General features: G+C 72.0%; 18 protein-coding genes. 11 read left to right on the forward strand and 7 right to left on the reverse strand.

Features of this window, described 5'->3' with window-relative positions:
* The first annotated feature begins 51 nt into the window (after positions 1-51).
* Positions 52-1,308, forward strand: coding sequence for a phosphoribosylamine--glycine ligase (gene purD / locus AB0P25_RS05260; protein WP_363805827.1), 1,257 nt, complete (start codon positions 52-54; stop codon positions 1,306-1,308).
* Positions 1,309-1,398: 90 nt separating this feature from the next.
* Here the strand turns inward: purD and AB0P25_RS05265 are convergent, their stop codons facing one another.
* Positions 1,399-2,646, reverse strand: coding sequence for an FAD-binding protein (locus tag AB0P25_RS05265; RefSeq protein ID WP_363805828.1), 1,248 nt, complete (start codon positions 2,644-2,646; stop codon positions 1,399-1,401).
* Between the two features lie 159 nt (positions 2,647-2,805).
* On the opposite strand from AB0P25_RS05265, the gene AB0P25_RS05270 reads away from it, so the two are divergent.
* From AB0P25_RS05270 to AB0P25_RS05290, 5 genes are all read left to right on the forward strand, one after another.
* Positions 2,806-3,252, forward strand: a complete 447-nt coding sequence (locus tag AB0P25_RS05270; RefSeq protein WP_363805829.1) for a DUF6325 family protein — start codon at positions 2,806-2,808, stop codon at positions 3,250-3,252.
* Between the two features lie 10 nt (positions 3,253-3,262).
* The gene (locus AB0P25_RS05275) at positions 3,263-3,622 is read left to right on the forward strand and encodes an SHOCT domain-containing protein (RefSeq protein WP_363805830.1); all 360 of its coding nucleotides are present in this window, start codon (positions 3,263-3,265) and stop codon (positions 3,620-3,622) included.
* 30 nt (positions 3,623-3,652) lie between these two features.
* On the forward strand, positions 3,653-4,555 hold the full coding sequence (locus tag AB0P25_RS05280) for a phosphoribosylaminoimidazolesuccinocarboxamide synthase (RefSeq protein WP_363805831.1): 903 nt from the start codon (positions 3,653-3,655) through the stop codon (positions 4,553-4,555).
* Between the two features lie 58 nt (positions 4,556-4,613).
* Positions 4,614-5,294, forward strand: a complete 681-nt coding sequence (locus AB0P25_RS05285; RefSeq protein WP_363805832.1) for an RraA family protein — start codon at positions 4,614-4,616, stop codon at positions 5,292-5,294.
* 63 nt (positions 5,295-5,357) lie between these two features.
* A complete protein-coding gene (locus AB0P25_RS05290; protein ID WP_363805833.1) occupies positions 5,358-6,221 on the forward strand; it encodes a VOC family protein in 864 nt (287 codons plus the stop codon).
* Between the two features lie 77 nt (positions 6,222-6,298).
* Here the strand turns inward: AB0P25_RS05290 and AB0P25_RS05295 are convergent, their stop codons facing one another.
* Both AB0P25_RS05295 and AB0P25_RS05300 read right to left on the reverse strand, forming a co-directional pair.
* Positions 6,299-7,999 carry a DHA2 family efflux MFS transporter permease subunit gene (locus AB0P25_RS05295; protein WP_363805834.1) on the reverse strand — a complete coding sequence of 567 codons (1,701 nt, stop codon included), beginning with the start codon at positions 7,997-7,999 and terminating at the stop codon, positions 6,299-6,301.
* A gap of 31 nt (positions 8,000-8,030) precedes the next feature.
* Positions 8,031-8,612 carry a PadR family transcriptional regulator gene (locus tag AB0P25_RS05300; RefSeq protein WP_363805835.1) on the reverse strand — a complete coding sequence of 194 codons (582 nt, stop codon included), beginning with the start codon at positions 8,610-8,612 and terminating at the stop codon, positions 8,031-8,033.
* A gap of 88 nt (positions 8,613-8,700) precedes the next feature.
* Between AB0P25_RS05300 and AB0P25_RS05305 the strand changes: the two genes are divergently transcribed.
* Complete coding sequence (locus tag AB0P25_RS05305; RefSeq protein WP_363805836.1) at positions 8,701-9,222, forward strand: gamma carbonic anhydrase family protein; 522 nt, start codon at positions 8,701-8,703, stop codon at positions 9,220-9,222.
* Positions 9,223-9,226: 4 nt separating this feature from the next.
* Here the strand turns inward: AB0P25_RS05305 and AB0P25_RS05310 are convergent, their stop codons facing one another.
* From AB0P25_RS05310 to AB0P25_RS05325, 4 genes are read right to left on the reverse strand one after another with little or no spacing between them, the layout of a single operon-like run.
* Positions 9,227-9,892, reverse strand: coding sequence for a TIGR00645 family protein (locus AB0P25_RS05310; protein WP_363805837.1), 666 nt, complete (start codon positions 9,890-9,892; stop codon positions 9,227-9,229).
* Between the two features lie 60 nt (positions 9,893-9,952).
* On the reverse strand, positions 9,953-10,555 hold the full coding sequence (locus tag AB0P25_RS05315; RefSeq protein WP_363805838.1) for a uracil-DNA glycosylase: 603 nt from the start codon (positions 10,553-10,555) through the stop codon (positions 9,953-9,955).
* Between the two features lie 27 nt (positions 10,556-10,582).
* Positions 10,583-11,692, reverse strand: a complete 1,110-nt coding sequence (locus AB0P25_RS05320) for a zinc-binding dehydrogenase (protein WP_363806241.1) — start codon at positions 11,690-11,692, stop codon at positions 10,583-10,585.
* 50 nt (positions 11,693-11,742) lie between these two features.
* Complete coding sequence (locus AB0P25_RS05325) at positions 11,743-12,633, reverse strand: HAD-IA family hydrolase (RefSeq protein ID WP_363805839.1); 891 nt, start codon at positions 12,631-12,633, stop codon at positions 11,743-11,745.
* Positions 12,634-12,785: 152 nt separating this feature from the next.
* On the opposite strand from AB0P25_RS05325, the gene kynA reads away from it, so the two are divergent.
* From kynA to AB0P25_RS05345, 4 genes are read left to right on the forward strand one after another with little or no spacing between them, the layout of a single operon-like run.
* Complete coding sequence (gene kynA / locus AB0P25_RS05330) at positions 12,786-13,646, forward strand: tryptophan 2,3-dioxygenase (RefSeq protein ID WP_363805840.1); 861 nt, start codon at positions 12,786-12,788, stop codon at positions 13,644-13,646.
* Entirely contained in the window at positions 13,643-14,923 is a 1,281-nt protein-coding gene (locus tag AB0P25_RS05335; RefSeq protein WP_363805841.1) for a hypothetical protein, read from the forward strand. The genes kynA and AB0P25_RS05335 overlap by 4 nt, the downstream gene beginning before the upstream one ends.
* A complete protein-coding gene (locus AB0P25_RS05340) occupies positions 14,920-16,197 on the forward strand; it encodes an aminotransferase class V-fold PLP-dependent enzyme (protein WP_363805842.1) in 1,278 nt (425 codons plus the stop codon). The genes AB0P25_RS05335 and AB0P25_RS05340 overlap by 4 nt, the downstream gene beginning before the upstream one ends.
* Complete coding sequence (locus AB0P25_RS05345; RefSeq protein ID WP_363805843.1) at positions 16,190-17,032, forward strand: PaaX family transcriptional regulator C-terminal domain-containing protein; 843 nt, start codon at positions 16,190-16,192, stop codon at positions 17,030-17,032. The genes AB0P25_RS05340 and AB0P25_RS05345 overlap by 8 nt, the downstream gene beginning before the upstream one ends.
* Positions 17,033-17,052: the final 20 nt, after the last annotated feature.

The following is a 17,052-nucleotide window of genomic DNA, read 5'->3' on the forward strand; positions in this document are numbered from 1 at the left end:
CCATCCTCCCCCAGTCGGTACGGCGTGTGTCCCTCCCTCTAGCATGGTGGCGTGAAGATCCTCATCCTCGGTTCCGGTGCCCGTGAGCACGCCATCATCACCGCGCTGCTCGCCGAGGAGGCCGGCCACGACATCGTCGCGGCGCCCGGGAACGCCGGCATCGCGCAGGATGTGCGGGTCGAGCCGGGTCTGGACCCGCTCGACGGCCAGGCCGTCACCGAGTACGTGATCGAGAACGGCGTCGAGCTGGTCGTGATCGGCCCGGAGGCGCCGCTGGTCGCGGGCGTCGCCGATCCGCTGCGCACGCGCGGCATCCCCGTCTTCGGCCCGGGCAAGGCGGCGGCACAGCTCGAGGGCTCCAAGGCGTTCGCGAAGCGGATCATGGACGCGGCTGGCGTGCCGACCGGTCGCGCCGTTCGCGCCGAGACCCTGGACGAGGCGGAGCGCGCGCTCGACGGCCTGGGCGCGCCGTACGTCGTGAAGGCCGACGGGCTCGCCGCCGGCAAAGGCGTGCTGGTGACGCCGGACCGCGCGGCGGCCGTCGAGCACGCGACGCACTGGCTCCAGCACGGCGGAGTGCTGGTCGAGGAGTTCCTGGACGGCCAGGAGGTGTCGCTCTTCCTCGTCAGCGACGGGCACGACGTGCTGCCGCTGTCTCCCGCGCAGGACTACAAGCGGCTGCTCGACGGAGACGCGGGTCCCAACACCGGCGGCATGGGCGCCTACTCCCCGCTGCCGTGGCTGCCGGACGGCTTCGTCGACGAGGTCATCGACACCATCGCCCTGCCGACCGTGCGGACGCTCGCCGCCGAGCAGACGCCCTTCATCGGCCTCCTCTACTGCGGCCTGATCGTGACCGACCGCGGCATCCGCGTCATCGAGTTCAACGCCCGGTTCGGCGACCCGGAGACCCAGGTCGTCCTGCCGCTGCTCGTCACCCCGCTGTCGTCGCTGCTCTACGCGGCCGCGACCGGCGGACTCGGCGGGATGCCGCGCCCGGAGTTCGCGCTCGACACCGCCGTCACGGTCGTGCTGGCGAGCGAGGGCTACCCCGAGGCGCCGCAGACCGGACGTCCGATCTCCGGGCTGGAGGCGGCAGCGGTGGTCCCCGAGGTGACCATCGCGCACGCCGCCACCGCGGTCGACGAGGCGACCGGCGCCCTGGTCGCGACCGGTGGACGCGTGCTCTCGGTCGTCGCCCGCGGCACGGGCTTCGCCGAGGCGCGCGAGCGTGCCTACGCGGCGCTCGACCTCATCCACCTCGACGGCGCCCAGTACCGCACCGACATCGCCGCCCGCGTCTCCTGACGCCCACCATCGAGTCCGCACAGAGTGCACGCCCGTGCGGCGTGTCGCGTGCAGTCTTCGCGTACTCGATGGGGGGCGCGAGGGGGCCCGTCAGGCGAGGAGGCGGGTGAGGAACGGGTTGCGGAAGCGGGACTCGGGGTCGAAGCGGGTTGCGAGGGCCGCGAAGTCGGCCAGGTGGGGGTACAGGGACGGCACGAGGCCGTCGCGGTCGACGTAGAGCTTGCCCCAGTGCGGGCGCGCGCCGAGCGGCAGCAGCGCCGCCTCGAGCTGCGGGAGCACCGCCTCCACGCCGGCCTGGTCGCGGAACCAGGTGAAGTGCAGGCCGACCGCGTCCGTGCCGTAGGCGGTCGACAGCCACAGGTCGTCCGCGGCGATGGTGCGGATCTCGCTGATCTGCAGCAGCGGCGCGATGACCGGCGCGAGTGCGCGGACCGCCTCGATCGCCTCGACGGCGCGCGCCCGGGGCACCAGGTACTCGGACTGGATCTCCTCGCCGTTGGACGGGGTGAACGCGAACCGGAAGTGCGCCAGCCGCTCGCTCCACGGCCCGACGACACCGAGCTGTTCGGTGGTGTTGCGCACATCCATCGTCGGGATCATGTGACGCGGCTCCGTCAGGGCCGGCGCGCCGAAGAAGTCGTCCTCGATGAGCGAGTGGACCCCGTCCAGCTCCTTCAGCCAGGCGAGCGACACGGCCTCCTCGTCCCAGGTCGTGAAGAGGCTGACGCTGTACGCGGCGGACGTGACCTCGTCGAAGCGGCCGAGCACCGCCTCCCACGGCACGCCGCCGAACAGCCGCTGACGCGCATCGTAGGTGGGCTGGATGTCGAGGGTCACCTCGGTCACGACGCCGAGCGCGCCGAGTGAGACCACCGCGCCCTCGAAGCCCTCGTCGCCGCGGCGGAGGTCGACGAGCTCGCCGGAGCCGTTCAGGATGCGCAGCCCCGCGACCGCGGTCGCCAGGTTACCGTTCCCGTCGCCCGATCCGTGCGTGGCCGTCGCGATCGCGCCGGCGACCGAGATGTGCGGGAGCGAGGCGAGGTTGTGCAGCGCCCAGCCGGCCTCCTGCAACTCCTGGGCGAGGTCGCCGTAACGGACGCCGCCGCCGACGGTGACCGTGCGCGACGCCTCGTCGATCCGCGCAGCACCCGGGAGGTCGGCGGTGCTCACGAGGAGGCCGTCCGGCGCGTCCGCCAGGTCGTTGAAGGAGTGCCGGCTGCCCAGCGCCCGGACCGCCGGCGCCCCGACGACCAGCTCCCGCAGCTCGTCGACCGACCGCGGCCGGGCGATCCGGTCTGCGCGGTACTCGTAGTTGCCAGCCCAGTTCTTCTCGGCCACGTGAGCCTCCCTCGGTCGCGTCGTGTCCACACAGTCTAGGGATGTGAACGTGCGCATGCGCCGCGCTCCGAATCCCGCAAATCGTGTGTAGCCGCCGGTCGTCGCGCCGCAGTATCGTCTGCCGTGTCGGAGGCCTCACCCGACAGAGAGGGGGCCGTCATGGCCGAATTCGAATACGGTCCCGCGGAGTTCATGATCGCGCAGTTCGACACGGACCGCCCATCGGACGGCGTCTTCCAGGCGATCGGGGACCTCGTCGCGACCGGCACGATCCGGGTGCTCGACCTGCTCCTGGTGGAGCGTCACCCGGACGGCAGCGTCGACGTCATCGAGATGGCGGAGAACGACGACGAGATCGACATCGGGGATCTGCACCTCGAAGCGCCGGGCATCGCCGGCGATGAGGACGTGGAACAGGCCGCCGAGCTGATCGAGGCCGGGTCCACAGGTGCGATCTTCGTCTTCGAGCACGTCTGGGCGAAGGACCTCGCCAGCCGCTTCTTCGAGTCGGGCGGCACCGTGCTCTACAGCGAGCGCATCCCCGCGCCCGTGGTGAACGCGGTGGCGTCGGAGGCGTACGAGGAACTCGAGACGACGGAGAGCTGAGGAGAGCATCATGCCACTGAGGAGAATGGGACGTCCGGGCCTGATCGGGATGGCAGCGCGCACGGCCGTCGTCGCGGGGACCGCCACGGCGGTGTCGGGAAGCGTCCAGCGGCACCAGCAGGAGAAGGCGCAGGACCAGTACGAGCAGCAGCAGTACGAGGCGCAGCAGCAGCAGGCGCAGATGCAGCAGATGGCGCAGCAGGCCGCAGCTCAGCAGGCCGCGTATCAGCAGCAGGCCGCTCCGGCAGCGCCGGCCGCGGCCGGTGGCGACGACATGATGGCGCAGCTGCAGCAGCTGGCCACCCTGCACTCGCAGGGCGTCCTCAGCGATGAGGAGTTCACGGCCGCGAAGGCCAAGCTGCTCGGGTAGGGGGTCCGCCCGCTCCCCTACGATGGAGGAGTGATCGAACTTCCGGGATGGGTCCACGTCTACTCGGGCAAGGTGCGCGACCTGTACGTGCCCGAGGGCGCCTCGGGTCTCGCCGACACGGACAGCGTGCTGGTCGTCGCCAGCGACCGGGTCAGCGCGTTCGACCACGTCCTCGAACCGGGCATCCCGGGCAAGGGCGAGCTGCTGACGACGCTGAGCCTGTGGTGGTTCGACCAGCTCGACGACGTGCCGAACCACCTCGTGCCCGACCACGTGCTGGTCGGCGAGCGAGTCGAGGAGCGCATCCCCGCGGCCGTCTCCGGGCGTTCGATGCTGGTGAAGCCGCTCGACATGTTCCCCATCGAGTGCGTCGTGCGCGGCTACCTCACCGGGAGCGGCTGGGCCGAGTACCAGGCGTCGCAGAGCGTGTGCGGCATCCCGCTGCCCGGCGGCCTGCGGAACGGCGACCGGCTGCCCGAGCCGATCTACACCCCCGCGTGGAAGGCGCCGCAGGGGGAGCACGACGAGAACATCAGCTTCGAGCGGACGGTCGAGCTCGTCGGACCGGACATCGCGGAAGAGTTGCGGCGGTTGTCCCTGCACGTCTACGCGCGCGGGGCCGAGATCGCCGAGGCGCACGGCGTCATCATCGCCGACACCAAGTTCGAGTTCGGCGCCGACCGCGCGACCGGTGAGATCACCCTCGCCGACGAGGTGCTGACCAGCGACTCCAGCCGGTACTGGGACGCCGCGGCGTACGCTGCGGGCACCACCCCGGAGGAGCGGATGGCGAGCTTCGACAAGCAGATCGTCCGCGACTGGCTGGCCGCCCACTGGGACAAGACCGGCACCCCGCCGGAGCTCCCGGCCGACGTGGTCGAGCGGACCGCGGCGAAGTATCGCGAGCTGCTGGAGCGGCTGACCGGCGCCTGACGCCATCCCGGCGGGGCGCATGTCGCCGCGCGCATGGGCTGAGGACTAGCGTCCCCTCATGGACACCCCTCCCGCCACCGCGGCCATCGCCGACGCCGCCGTCCGGTTCGGCATCCCGGTCTGCACCGCGCCCGTGAGCCTGCTCCCGCTGCTGCCCGGTCGTCCCTTCGCCGGACCGGCCGCGCCGGTCACGCATCTCGGCAGCGTGGATGTGCTGCTCGAGACGATCGACGACGCGCCGCCCGGCGCCGTCCTCGTCGTCGACAACGGCGGCCGGGACGACGAGGCGTGCGTCGGCGACCTGATGCTGCTGGAGGCGGCGACCGCCGGGATGGCGGGTGCGGTCATCTGGGGCCGGCATCGCGACACCGCGCAACTGCGCGAGATCGGGCTGCCGGTGTTCAGCCGGGGCGCCCATCCTTTCGGTCCGCGACGGGTCCCGCCGCCCGGGTCGGCGATGCGCACGGCGTTCCTCGACGGCGTCACGGTCACGCCGGACCACTGGGTCGTCGCCGATGACGACGGTGTGCTCGTGCTCGCCGCCGACGACCGCGAGCGGCTGTTCGCGGAGGCGGAGCGCATCCAGACGGTCGAAGGCGCACAGGCCGATCGGATGCGCGCTGGCGCCTCGCTGCGCGACCAGCTCGACTTCGCCCGCTACCGCCGCGAGCAGGCGGCCGACCCGTCGCTGACCCTCCGCCGCTACCTCGCCGCGAACGGCGGAGCGATCGAGACGTGAAATAGTCCCGGTCCGATGGGTGTTCTGACTGGTATGCCCGAACTCCTGCCCGCCGATTCCGCTATGGGGGCCGTCACCCTGCGCGTCGCCGACCTCGACCTGATGACGCGCTACTACCGCGACGCCGTGACCCTGAGCGTGCTCGCCGCAGAGGGCGACCGCGTCATCCTGGGTCGCGGATCGACGCCCGCGGTGATCCTGCAGCACGCACCCGAGCTCCGCCACGCCTCCCCCGGCGAGGCAGGACTGTTCCACACGGCGATCCTGTTCGACACGCAGGAGGCACTGGCCGCCGCGGTGTACTCGGTCGCGACGCGCGCGCCCGGCACCTTCACCGGCAGCGCGGACCACCTGGTCAGCACGGCGTTCTACTTCACCGACCCGGAGGGCAACGGCGTCGAGCTGTACTGGGACCGCGACCGGAGCCAGTGGAGCTGGAAGCACGGCCAGGTCGAGATGGCGACGCTGTACCTCGACCCGAACCGCTTCCTCACCGAGCACCTGACCGACCGCGGCGCGGCGCTCGCGCAGGCCGATGACGTCATCCCGTTCGGCGACGCGACCGTCGGCCACGTCCACCTGTCGGTGGGCGATGTGGAGTCGGCGCGCGCGTTCTACGTCGACCGGCTCGGCTTCGAGACCACGGCGGCGCTCGGCGGCAGCGCGCTGTTCGTCAGCGCCGGCGGGTACCACCACCACATGGCGATGAACACGTGGAACAGCCGCGGCGCCGGGCGGCGACAGCTCGCGCTGGGGCTCGGCCAGGTCGAAATCCGCGTGCCGTCGGCGGATGACCTCGGCGAGCTGAGCGAGCGGATGCGGCACTACGGCGTCGAGGCCCGCGATGACGGGCGGTCGGTCGCCTTCGACGACCCGTGGGCGAACGCGGTCCGCGTGGTGGCCGAAAGGGAGGAACTTCCGGCCTGACACGCCTCGAACGTAGCGAAAAGGAGGAGGTCGCAGCCGAGATGGCTGCGACCTCCTCCTTTTTCAGCGCGGAGCGCTCAGTCGATCGCCGGGGCGGCGTGGACGCCGTGCGGCGGCTCCTCGCCGGGGCGGGCGTCCGTCGCAGGCGGCACGTCCGCCGCGTGCGAGCCGTGCGGGGTCGCATCCACCGGGACCGGCGCGGCGTGGGCGCCGCGGGTCGGGGCGGCAGCCGACTCGGCGGCGCCGACCGGCGCGGCCTGCGGGGCGGCCGCACCCTCGGCTCCGGGCGCAGCGGCAGCACCGGCGGGCTTCGCCCACGCCGGTGGCTTCGGTCGCTCCCACCAGACCACGATCAGCGCGCCGAGGAAGGCGATGGCGGCGGGCAGCAGCAGCGCCTCGGACATCGCCTGGGTGAACCCGGCGTGCAGGAACTGCGGCAGCTCCGTCCCTGCGGCGGCCTCGTTGGCGTTCGCCGCGCCTCCTGCGACCTTCGGCAGGTCGGCGGCCAGGCGGCTCTCGATGAGGGCCGCGATGGACGCGCTTCCCAGCACCGCGCCGATCTGGCGCGTCGTGTTGAAGACGCCCGAGCCTGCGCCCGCCTGGTTCATCGGCAGGTTGCGGGTCGCAGTGGTCGAGATCGGACCCCAGACGCCCGCCATCGCGATGCCCATGAGCGCACTCGGGATGAGCAGCAGGAAGATGTTGACGTCGGGCGACAGCATCCGCGAGTAGAGGAACAGCGCGAAGGCGAACAGCACGAGCGCCGGGGTGGCGATGTTGCGCGGGTTGACCCGGTCGATCAGCTTCCCCACGAACGGCGCGAGCACGCCCGAGAACACGGCGGTCGGCGCGAGCATCAGCGCGGACTCGGTCGGCGTCAGCCCCCGGACCGTCTGGAAGTAGAACACCAGCGGCAGCGCCATGCAGGTCACCGCGAAGCCGACCGTGGTGATGGCCGCGTTCGACAGCGAGAAGTTGCGGTCGCGGAACAGCGGGAGCGGCAGCAGCGGCTCCTTCTTGTTGACCGCCTGCCAGACCACGAAGGCGGCGAGCACGACGATGCCGGCGATGATCAGACCCCACACCGAGATCGGGCCCCAGATGACGCCCCAGTCGTAGGTGCCGCCCTCCTGGAGGCCGAACACCAGCAGGAACATGCCGACGGCGGACAGGATCACGCCGAGGATGTCGAAGCTGTGCGTGTGCGTCGGCAGCTTCGGGACCAGTCGCATCGCGAGGATGAACGCCACGATGCCGACGGGCACGTTGATGAAGAAGATCCACTCCCAGCCGAGGGTGTCGACGAGGATGCCGCCGAGCAGCGGGCCGACCAGCGTCGCCACGCCGGCGACGGCGCCCCACAGGCCCATGGCAGCACCACGGCGCTCCGGCGGGAAGATGCGGGTGATGACCGCCATGGTCTGCGGCGTCATCAGGGCGGCGCCGAGACCCTGCACGACGCGGGCCGCGATCAGGATGCCGATGTGGCCGGCGAACCCGCACCAGGCCGAGGCCCCGGTGAAGATCACGAGTCCGATGAGGTAGATGTTCTTCGGGCCGAACCGGTCGCCGAGGCGGCCGGTGATCAGCAGCGGCACGGCGTAGGCCAGAAGGTAGGCGCTGGTGACCCAGATGACGGCGTTGTAGTCCGTCCCGAGGTCGAGGCCCTTCATGATCGAGGGGTTGGCGACCGACACGATGGTGGTGTCGATGAGGATCATGAAGAACCCGATGACCAGGGCCCACAGCGCGGGCCACGGCTTGAGTTCGCGTTCCATTGTCACGTTCTTCCTGTTGAGAGCGGGATGCTCAGTGCTTCTTCTCCTCGTCCCAGGAGAGCGCTCCCGAGTCGAGGTCGTGGATGAGGGCTTCGAGCGTGGCCGCGTCGGCCTCCGCCATCGCGCGCTGGTAGCGCACATCCACCCAGTACTTGGCGGGCAGCTCCTTCGCCCGCAAGGTCCGGATCGCCTCGTCGTACACGGCGATGTCGGCCCGGATGAGACCGACGCGCTTGCGCAGAAGCGCGAGGACGGTCTCGGCCGGGAGGTTGTGCGACTCCCCGAGGCCGAGCGGGAACTCGGGGTACTCGTTGACGGGCGTCGCGATGATCTCGGCGATCCGCTCGCCGAGGGCGAGCGTGCCCTCGTCGGTGATCGCGTACGTGGTGCGCTCGGGCCGGTTGCCCTCGCGCTCGGTGCCGGTCGCGCGCACCAGGCCGTGCCGCGCGAGGCGGTCGACCGTGTGGTACAGCGAGCCGGGGCGCACCTTCACCAGCCGGTCCTCCGAGCGCAGCACCAGGGTCTGGTACATCTCGTACGGATGCGACGGCCCCTCGGCGAGCAGCGCGAGCGCGGCGACCGCGAGGGGGGTGAGAGTGCGTGATTCGGCCATGGTTCTTCCGGTTTGATTATTCCACGAGGAATATACGGCATGGGCTAACGCCGGTCAAGTACCGTGGAGAGGACGGAAAGGGGCGCGGATGCTCTACTCACTGCCCGGCGACCGGGTGCCGCACATCGACGCCGAGGCGTGGGTCGCCCCCGGCGCGACGGTGGTCGGCGACGTCACCCTCGGTCCGGGCGCCAGCGTCTGGTACGGCGCTGTGGTGCGCGCCGACAATGCGCCGATCGTCATCGGCGCGGAGACCAACCTCCAGGACAACGTCTCGGCGCACGTCGACGCCGAGTACCCGCTGACCGTCGGCGCGCGGGTCTCCGTCGGGCACAACGCGGTGCTGCATGGCTGCACGATCGAGGACGACGTCCTCGTCGGGATGAGCGCGACAATCCTGAACGGCGCCCGGGTCGGCGCGGAGTCGCTGGTGGCCGCCGGCGCGCTCATCACGCAAGGCGCCGTCATCCCACCGCGCTCGCTGGTCGCCGGCGTCCCCGCGAAGGTGCGACGCGAGCTCACCGACGACGAGGTGGAGGCGATCCGACGGAACGCGTCCGGTTACGTCGAGAAGACGGTCGAGCACCGCCAGGCGGTCGCGCTCGACTGACGGGTCAGGCGGGCTTGTGGCGCGACATCCGGTCGATGAGGGCCAGCGCCACCGCCGACAGGATGAAGATGCAGTGGATCACGACCTGCCAGAACACACCCTGCGGCGTGTAGCGCTCGGAGCCGAGGGCACCGCCGCCGGCCATCCCCAGATCGCCCACGGCGATGAACGTCTTCAGCAGGTGGATGGACGAGATGCCGATGATCGCCATCGCCAGCTTCACCTTCAGCACGTTGGCGTTGACGTGCGACAGCCACTCCGGCTGGTCCGGGTGCCCGTCGACGTTGACCCGTGAGACGAACGTCTCGTAGCCGCCGATGATGACCATGATCAGGAGGTTGGCGATCATCACGACGTCGATGAGGCCGAGGACGGCGAGCATGACGTCCGCCTCCTTGATCGAGCCGGGATGCGCGATGACGTCCTCGCCCAGGTGCCACAGCTCGGTCATGAAGACCCAGACGTAGATGAGCTGGGCCACGATCAGGCCGAGATAGAGCGGAGCCTGCAGCCAGCGGCTGAAGAAGATCAGCGAGCCGATGCCGCTCGCGAGGAGGCGACGGCGCGCGGGCGGCTGCGGCTGCGGCTGCGTTCGGCTCCGGATGTCGGGGTCGGTGGTCGGGGTCGGGGTCGGGGCGGTCGGGGCGGTGGCCTCGGCGGTCTCGGTCACGGATGTCCTCGTCGTTCGGGGGTGTCAGGACATCATAAATACAGATTCATGAGAGGACGGTCAGGCTTCGAGCATGGCGCGATTCAGCGCGAGGAGCTGATCGGTGAACATCCGCGCGCCGCCCTGCGCCGGGTGGCGGATCGCGGGAGCCTCGATGCCCGCCTCGGCGAGCGCCCCCTGCGCCTTGCGCCCGACGGCGACGATCGTCTCGATGCCGAGCGCGCGGATGAGCTCGTCCGCGACCGGAGCGCCCGCGCGCACCTCCGACGAACGCGGTGTGCGGTTGGTCTGCGACTTCCCCGCGACGAACGGGTGGTGCGGATAGACCGGCCAGGAGAGCGGAAGCGGTCCCGTCCACTGGCGCATGGTGTCCCAGAACACGCGACTGGACGCCTCCCACGGCGCCTGGGGCTCGGCGGGCAGTTCGAGGCCCGGCAGGACGCCCGCCTCCACCTCGCGCACCGACGTGAACGGCACGCCGGTGACCGTCATGCCGCGCCAGCCCGGCGCCTCGCCGAGGAGCAGGATCGGCGCGTGCGGGGTCGCGAGATAGCGGCGGAGGTTGCGCTCGCGGAGCCGCCCCAGGTCGTCGTCGCCGAAGAGCAGTTCCGCGTCCGCCGGCGCGGGGACGGCACGGATCAGGTCGAAGAAGCGGTCGAACACGACCCCAGGGTACGACCGCCCCTCGGGTCAGGGCCGGACGGCGATGCGCGGATGCGTGGACGGCACGAGTGCGCGGTCGACGTCGGCGAGCGCGAAGGTCTCACCGACCTGCTCGGCGAAGGGATAGCGGTCCCAGGCGTCCGCGAGGAACCGCACCGCCTGCTCCAGGTGCCGGGGCGCGTAGTTGTGCACGCCGCGGATCGTGAGGAGGTTGCGCACCAGCTGCTCGGGCGCGATGGCCAGTTCCGGGCCGGGGGTCACGGATCCGACGAGCACGAGGACGCCGCCGACGTCCACCGCGGCGAGCAGCGAACGGACGGCGGACGGGTCGCCCGAGAGCTCGAGAGCGACGGTCGGGACCGCGGCGCGTCCGCCCGCCTTGTGGAGCACCGCGGCGAGGGACAGGGCGGGATCGGCGCCCGCAGACGGGTCGGCCACCGCGACCGCCCCGAACGCTTTCGCGGCATCACGCCGCTCCGGCACCGGCTCGCTGACGACCACGCGGGCGCCCGCGTCCGTGGCCATGGCGGTGGCCGTGAGGCCGAGCATCCCCGCGCCGGCGACCAGCACCAGCGCGCCGTCGAGCGGCACGATCTGGGATGCGGCCTCCAGCGCGGCGGCGACGCTCGCCGTCGAGCAGGACGCGGGGGCGAGCACTTCGGCAGGGATGTCGTCCGGCACCCGCACGAGCGGAGTCCCCTCGAGGATGTGCGTGTGCGTGGCGAAGCCGCCGGACAGCTCCCAGCCGCGCCGCATCCGCTCGTGGCCGTACTTCTGGAGGCTCAGGCAGTTCTGCGGCAGGCCGCGGCGGCAGCGGACGCACCGACCGCAGGGGACGGCCACCGACCAGACGACGCGTTCGCCGAGCGTGACCCGGTGCCCGTCGGTCGTCTTGGCGCCGCCGCGTCCGAGCGCGATGACGCGCCCGACCTGCTCGTGCCCGAGGACGAGCGGTGCCTGCGCCAGCCGCCGGCCCTGGACGGTGTGGAGGTCGGAGCCGCAGACCGTCGCGAGCTCGACCTCGACGAGCACGTCACCGGGCGCCAGCCGGACGCCCGGGACCGCGACCGCCTCGTGCGCGTGCCCTTCACCCGGCCACACCATCGCCGTGGCGGACGGATACACGCTCACCCCCATCCCCAGGCGAGCCGGCGGCTCGACGACGCGCGGGGTGACCGCCTTGACCGTCACCGTGCGCCGGACGCGGCGACGGCGTCCGCGCTCAGGCCGGGGGCGTCGTAGCCGAGCAGTTCCGGGAGGCCTGCAATGCTGCGGAGCACCGCGTCGGCGCCTGCGTCGAGCAGGGTCTGCTCGTCGTGGATGCCGGTGAGGACGCCGACGACGAGCCCGGCGCCCGCGGCGAGTCCGGACGCGATGTCGCTCGCGGTGTCGCCGACGACGACCATCCCCTCGACCGTGGACGCGCCGGTGCGCAGCAGCGCGGTCAGCGGCAGGTCGGGGAACGGCCGGCCGCGTCCCGCGTCCTCGGGGCTCAGGACCACGTCGGCCAGCACCCGCCAGCCGAGCGCGTCCAGGAGCACGTCGCGGACCCGCCGCGAGAACCCGGTGACCAGGGCGACATCGACACCGGTGGCCCGCAGCCGCCGGATGACATCCTCGGCGCCGGTAACCGGAGTCACGCCCTCCTGCTCGATGAGCTCGACGTAGGCGGACTCGAAGACCGCGTTGGCGTGCTCGGCCTGGTCGTCGTCGCCGGTGAGCGCACGGAAGACGCCGAGCGTCGATTGCCCCATGGTCTCGCGGACGAAGCCCCACGCGGCCCGGCGCGTATCGGGCGTGGCCCCGATGCCCGCGGCGGACGCCGCGCGGTCGTACGCGCGCTCGACGAGCCGTTCATCCGCCACGATCGTCCCGGACAGGTCGAGGACGACGAGTTCGAGGTCGGCCAGGTCGTCGTCGCGCTCCTCGCCCTCGGGATTGTCGTCGCGCGCGTCGTCGCCACCGTCGGTGTCGTCCCAGTCCTCCGCCCAGACGTGGGCGTCCCAGGACTCCCCCGCAGCCGGCGCGAAGCCGCCCGCGTCTTCGAACTCGCTGGTGATCCGCCCGTCCGGGGTCATCGTCGCGCCTCTCCTGCCGTGGTGCCGTCAGGCTAGGAGCCGGGTGCGACGGAGCACGCAACTGCGGGTAACGGGCGGGTGAACGGCGCGAGGACGGCGGGAGACGTGGGATCGGTGTTGCACTTCGTCGACGACCGGCGCAGAATTGCAGCATGGCTGACGCCGACAACACCCGCGAGTTCGATCCCGACATCGTCACCGACTTCCGGGAACGGATGTCGTACGGCTCCTACCTCGACCTCGACACCCTCCTGAGCGCACAGCGACCGGTGAGCCATCCGGAGCACCACGACGAGCTGCTGTTCATCATCCAGCACCAGACCACCGAGCTCTGGCTGAAGCTCGTTCTCCACGAGCTGGAGTCGGCGCGCGACCTGCTCCGGGCCGACGACCTCCCGCCCGCGCTGAAGCGCATCGCCCGCGTCAAGCACATCCAGCGCACCCTGACGGAGCAGTGGTCGGTGCTGGCGACGCTGACCCCGACCGAGTACGCGGAATTCCGCGGCTTCCTCGGCAACTCGTCGGGCTTCCAGTCGTACCAGTACCGGGCGGTCGAGTTCGTGCTCGGCAACAAGAACCGTCGCATGCTCAGCGTGTTCGAGAGCGACCCGGCCGCGCACGCGCTCCTCGCGGAGCTCCTGGCGGCGCCGAGCATCTACGACGAGTTCCTGCGCTATCTGGCACGGGCCGGTTTCGCCGTCCCCGCCACACTGCTCGATCGCGACGTGACCCAGGCCCACGTCTTCACGCCCGAGCTGGTCCCCGTCTTCCGCGAGATCTACGAGCACGCGAACGAGCACTGGCCCGAGTACGAGGCCTGCGAGGAGTTCGTCGACCTGGAGGACAACTTCCAGCTCTGGCGCTTCCGCCACCTCAAGACGGTGCAGCGGACGATCGGCATGAAGACGGGAACCGGCGGCTCCAGCGGCTCGGCGTTCCTCCAGAAGGCGCTCGACCTCACCTTCTTCCCGGAGCTCTACGCCGTCCGCACCGAGATCGGAGCATCGGCATGAGCGAGGCGCACCCCGCCGCAGGCGCCGCCTATCCTCACGACGCCACCGATCCCGACACCTACCTGACGGTCGACGCCGTCTGGAACGGCCACCGCTTCCTCGGCGAGACCACCTTCCGCAGCGACGGCGAGCGCCTGCACCCGGTCGACGACGTGCCCGCGCACGCCCGCGCGCGCCATCACCGCCTTCCCGGCACCCTCTTCCCGCGCCTCACCGATCACCACACGCACCTCGGCCTCACCGACCAGCACGCCGTGCTCGCGGGCGGTATCACGCACGCGATCGACCTCGGGTGGATCCCCGCCGTCGCCGCCGGGTGGCTCACCGACGACCTCTCGCGGCCGTCGGTCGCCATCGTCGGCTCCCTGATCACGTGCGTGGGCGGCTACCCGGTCAACGCCGGGTGGGGGCCGCCGGGCTCCTCGACGGAGGTCGGCGGCGAACGGGAGGCCCGTCTGGCGGTTCGTGCGAATGTCATGCTCGGAGCCTCCCGCATCAAGGTCACCCTCAACACCGAGGCCGGAGAAACTGTGGATGATCGGGTTCTCCACAGCGTTGTGGCCGAATCCCACGCCCAGGGCGTTCCGGTGACCGTCCACGTCCAGGGCGCCGGCCAGACGGCCCGGGCGCTCGCTGCGAGCGCCGACCAGCTCGCCCACACGCCGTTCACCGAACGGCTCGACGACGACCTGATCGCGCAGTCGGTCCGCCGCGGCATGAGCTGGGTCAGCACCCTCGACATCCACGGCTGGGGCGACCCGACGGAGGAGCACGCGATCGCATCGGACAACCTGGGCCGCTTCGCCCGCGCCGGCGGCCGCGTCCTGTACGGGACGGACCTCGGCAACGGCCCCCTCGCCGTCGGCGTGAACGCGCGCGAGCTGCGCGGGATGCTCGATGCCGGCGTGGCCCCGCTGGCCGCGCTGAAGGCCATCGCCGGTCTGCGCCGCCCGGACGACGACCGCGTCCCGACCATCGGTCCCCGCGTGGCCTGGGTTCCGACACCCCCACCCGGCGACGTCACATGCGCCACCGCCGCCACCGCCGACGGCCACGCCGCCACCGCAACGAGCCCGCGAGGCTCCCACGCGCTCCCGGACTGGCTCGCCACCGCCCGCGGCCTCACCGCCGCCGCCCTGCTCACCGCATCCACCGATCCCACCGCATCCACCGACCCCACCGGTCCGACCGACCCCAGCGCATCCACCAACCCCGCCGGTGCGACCGACCCCAATCACCCCACCGACCCCGCCACCGCCACCCCGGAGCCCCGATGACCGACTTCGACACCGCCCCTCCCGCCGCCCTCGAGCCCGACCCCCTCACCGCCGCCCGCGCGCTCGACGAGCGCGACCCGCTCGCCCCGTTCCGCTCCCGCTTCACGGGCATCGACGACGGCAGCTCCCAGGTCACCGCGTACTTCGACGGCAACTCCCTCGGGCGCCCGACCCGCGCGAGCGTCGAGCGCATCCAGCGCTTCCTGCTCGACGGCTGGGGCGACCGCCTGATCCGGGGCTGGGACGAGGAGTGGATGGAGCTGCCGTTCACGATCGGCGACGACCTCGGCCGGGCCGCTCTGGGCGCCGCGCCGGGGCAGACGTTCATCGGCGACTCGACCACCGTGCTCCTCTACAAGCTGGCGCGCGCCGCCGTCGACGGCCTCCCCGAGCGCAGCGAGATCGTGCTCGACACCGACAACTTCCCGACCGACCGCTACCTCCTGGACGGCATCGCCCGCGAGCGCGGACTTCGACTGGTGTGGATCGAGGCCGACACCGAGGCCGGCGTCACGCCGGAGCAGGTCACCGCCGCCGTCGGCCCGCGGACCGCGCTCGTCGTGCTCAGCCACGTCGCCTACCGCTCCGGCTTCCTCGCCGACCTCCCTGCGATCACCCGCATCGTCCACGACGCGGGCGCGCTGGTGCTCTGGGACCTCTGTCACTCCGCCGGCTCCGTCCCGGTCGAGCTCGACGCCGCAGACGTCGACCTCGCGGTCGGCTGCACCTACAAGTACCTCAACGGCGGCCCCGGCTCCCCCGCCTTCGGCTACGTGAACGCGCGCCTCATCCCGCACCTCACCCAGCCCATCCAGGGGTGGATGGGCGTGCGCGACGTCTTCCTGATGGGCCCCGAGTACGAGCCCGCGGACGGCGTGCGCCGTTTCCTCAGCGGCACGCCCCCGATCGTCGGGATGCTCGCCATGCGCGACACCATCGGGATGATCGAGGAGGCCGGCATGGACGCAGTCCGCGCGAAGTCGGTCGCCCTGACGGAGTTCGCCGTCGCTCTCGCCGACGAATGGCTGACCCCGCTCGGCGTCGCCCTCGCCAGCCCGCGCGATCCGGAGCGCCGCGGCGGCCACATCACCCTCAGCCACCCGGCCATGCGCGAGGTGACGGCGCTCCTCTGGGAGCGGGACGTCATCCCCGACTACCGCGACCCCGACGGCCTGCGCATCGGTCTGTCGCCCTTCAGCACCAGCTTCGAGGAGCTGTGCACGGGCATGGCCGCGGTGCGGGATGCGCTCGGCGAGCTCGCCCACGATGACTGAGGACGCCGCGCGCGACGACCTGGAGGCGAGCAGCGGGAGCGCGACCGCCCTCCTCCGCACGGTCGTCGGCAGCGTCCTCCGTCCCGTCGGCGGCTGGATGAGCGCGGCGGGTGCCGTGCGCCTGATGGGCGACCTCGGCATCCCCGCTGCGACCGCGCGCTCCAGCCTCGCCCGTCTCGTGACACGCGGCGTGCTGCGCCGGGAGCCGCGTGAGTCCGCGGCCGGCTACGCCCTCGAGCCTGCTGCGGTCCCGATGCTGGAGCGCGGCGACGACCGCATCTTCGGCGAGCGCGTCGAGGCGACGACGTGGTGCCTGCTGTCGTTCTCGTTCCCCGAGCGTCGTCGGGGAAGCCGCGACCGTCTCCGGCGCCGGCTGGCGGCGCTCGGCTGCGGCAGCGTCGCCGACGGCCTGTGGATCGCGCCCGCCGCCCTCGAGGACGAGCTCGCCGCCACCGCCCGCGACATCGCCGGGGAGGCGGACGTCGTCCTGTTCGCGGATGCGGCGCCACGCGGCGACCTCGCCGCCGGACTGTCCCGCTGGTACGACCTGGAGGCGATCCGCCGCGTGCACGAGTCGTTCCTCGCCCGCTTCGGAGATGTGGCCGCCCCGCCCGACGACGCGCAGGCGTTCGCCTTGTGGATCCGCGCCCTCGACGAGTGGCGCGTCATCCCCTACCGCGACCCGGGCCTCCCGTCGGATGCGCTCCCCGCGGGCTGGCCTGGAGCCGACTCCGCCTCCCTGTTCCGTCGGCTGCGGAGCGACCTGGAGGACCGTGCCGTCGCTCACGCCGCCGCGGTCGCCGGGCCCGCCCGACGCGTCGCCGCGGCGCGGTAGAATCGACAGCGAACCCCCAC

Source organism: Leifsonia sp. NPDC077715, assembly GCF_040686855.1.
Taxonomy (GTDB): Bacteria; Actinomycetota; Actinomycetes; order Actinomycetales; family Microbacteriaceae; genus Leifsonia.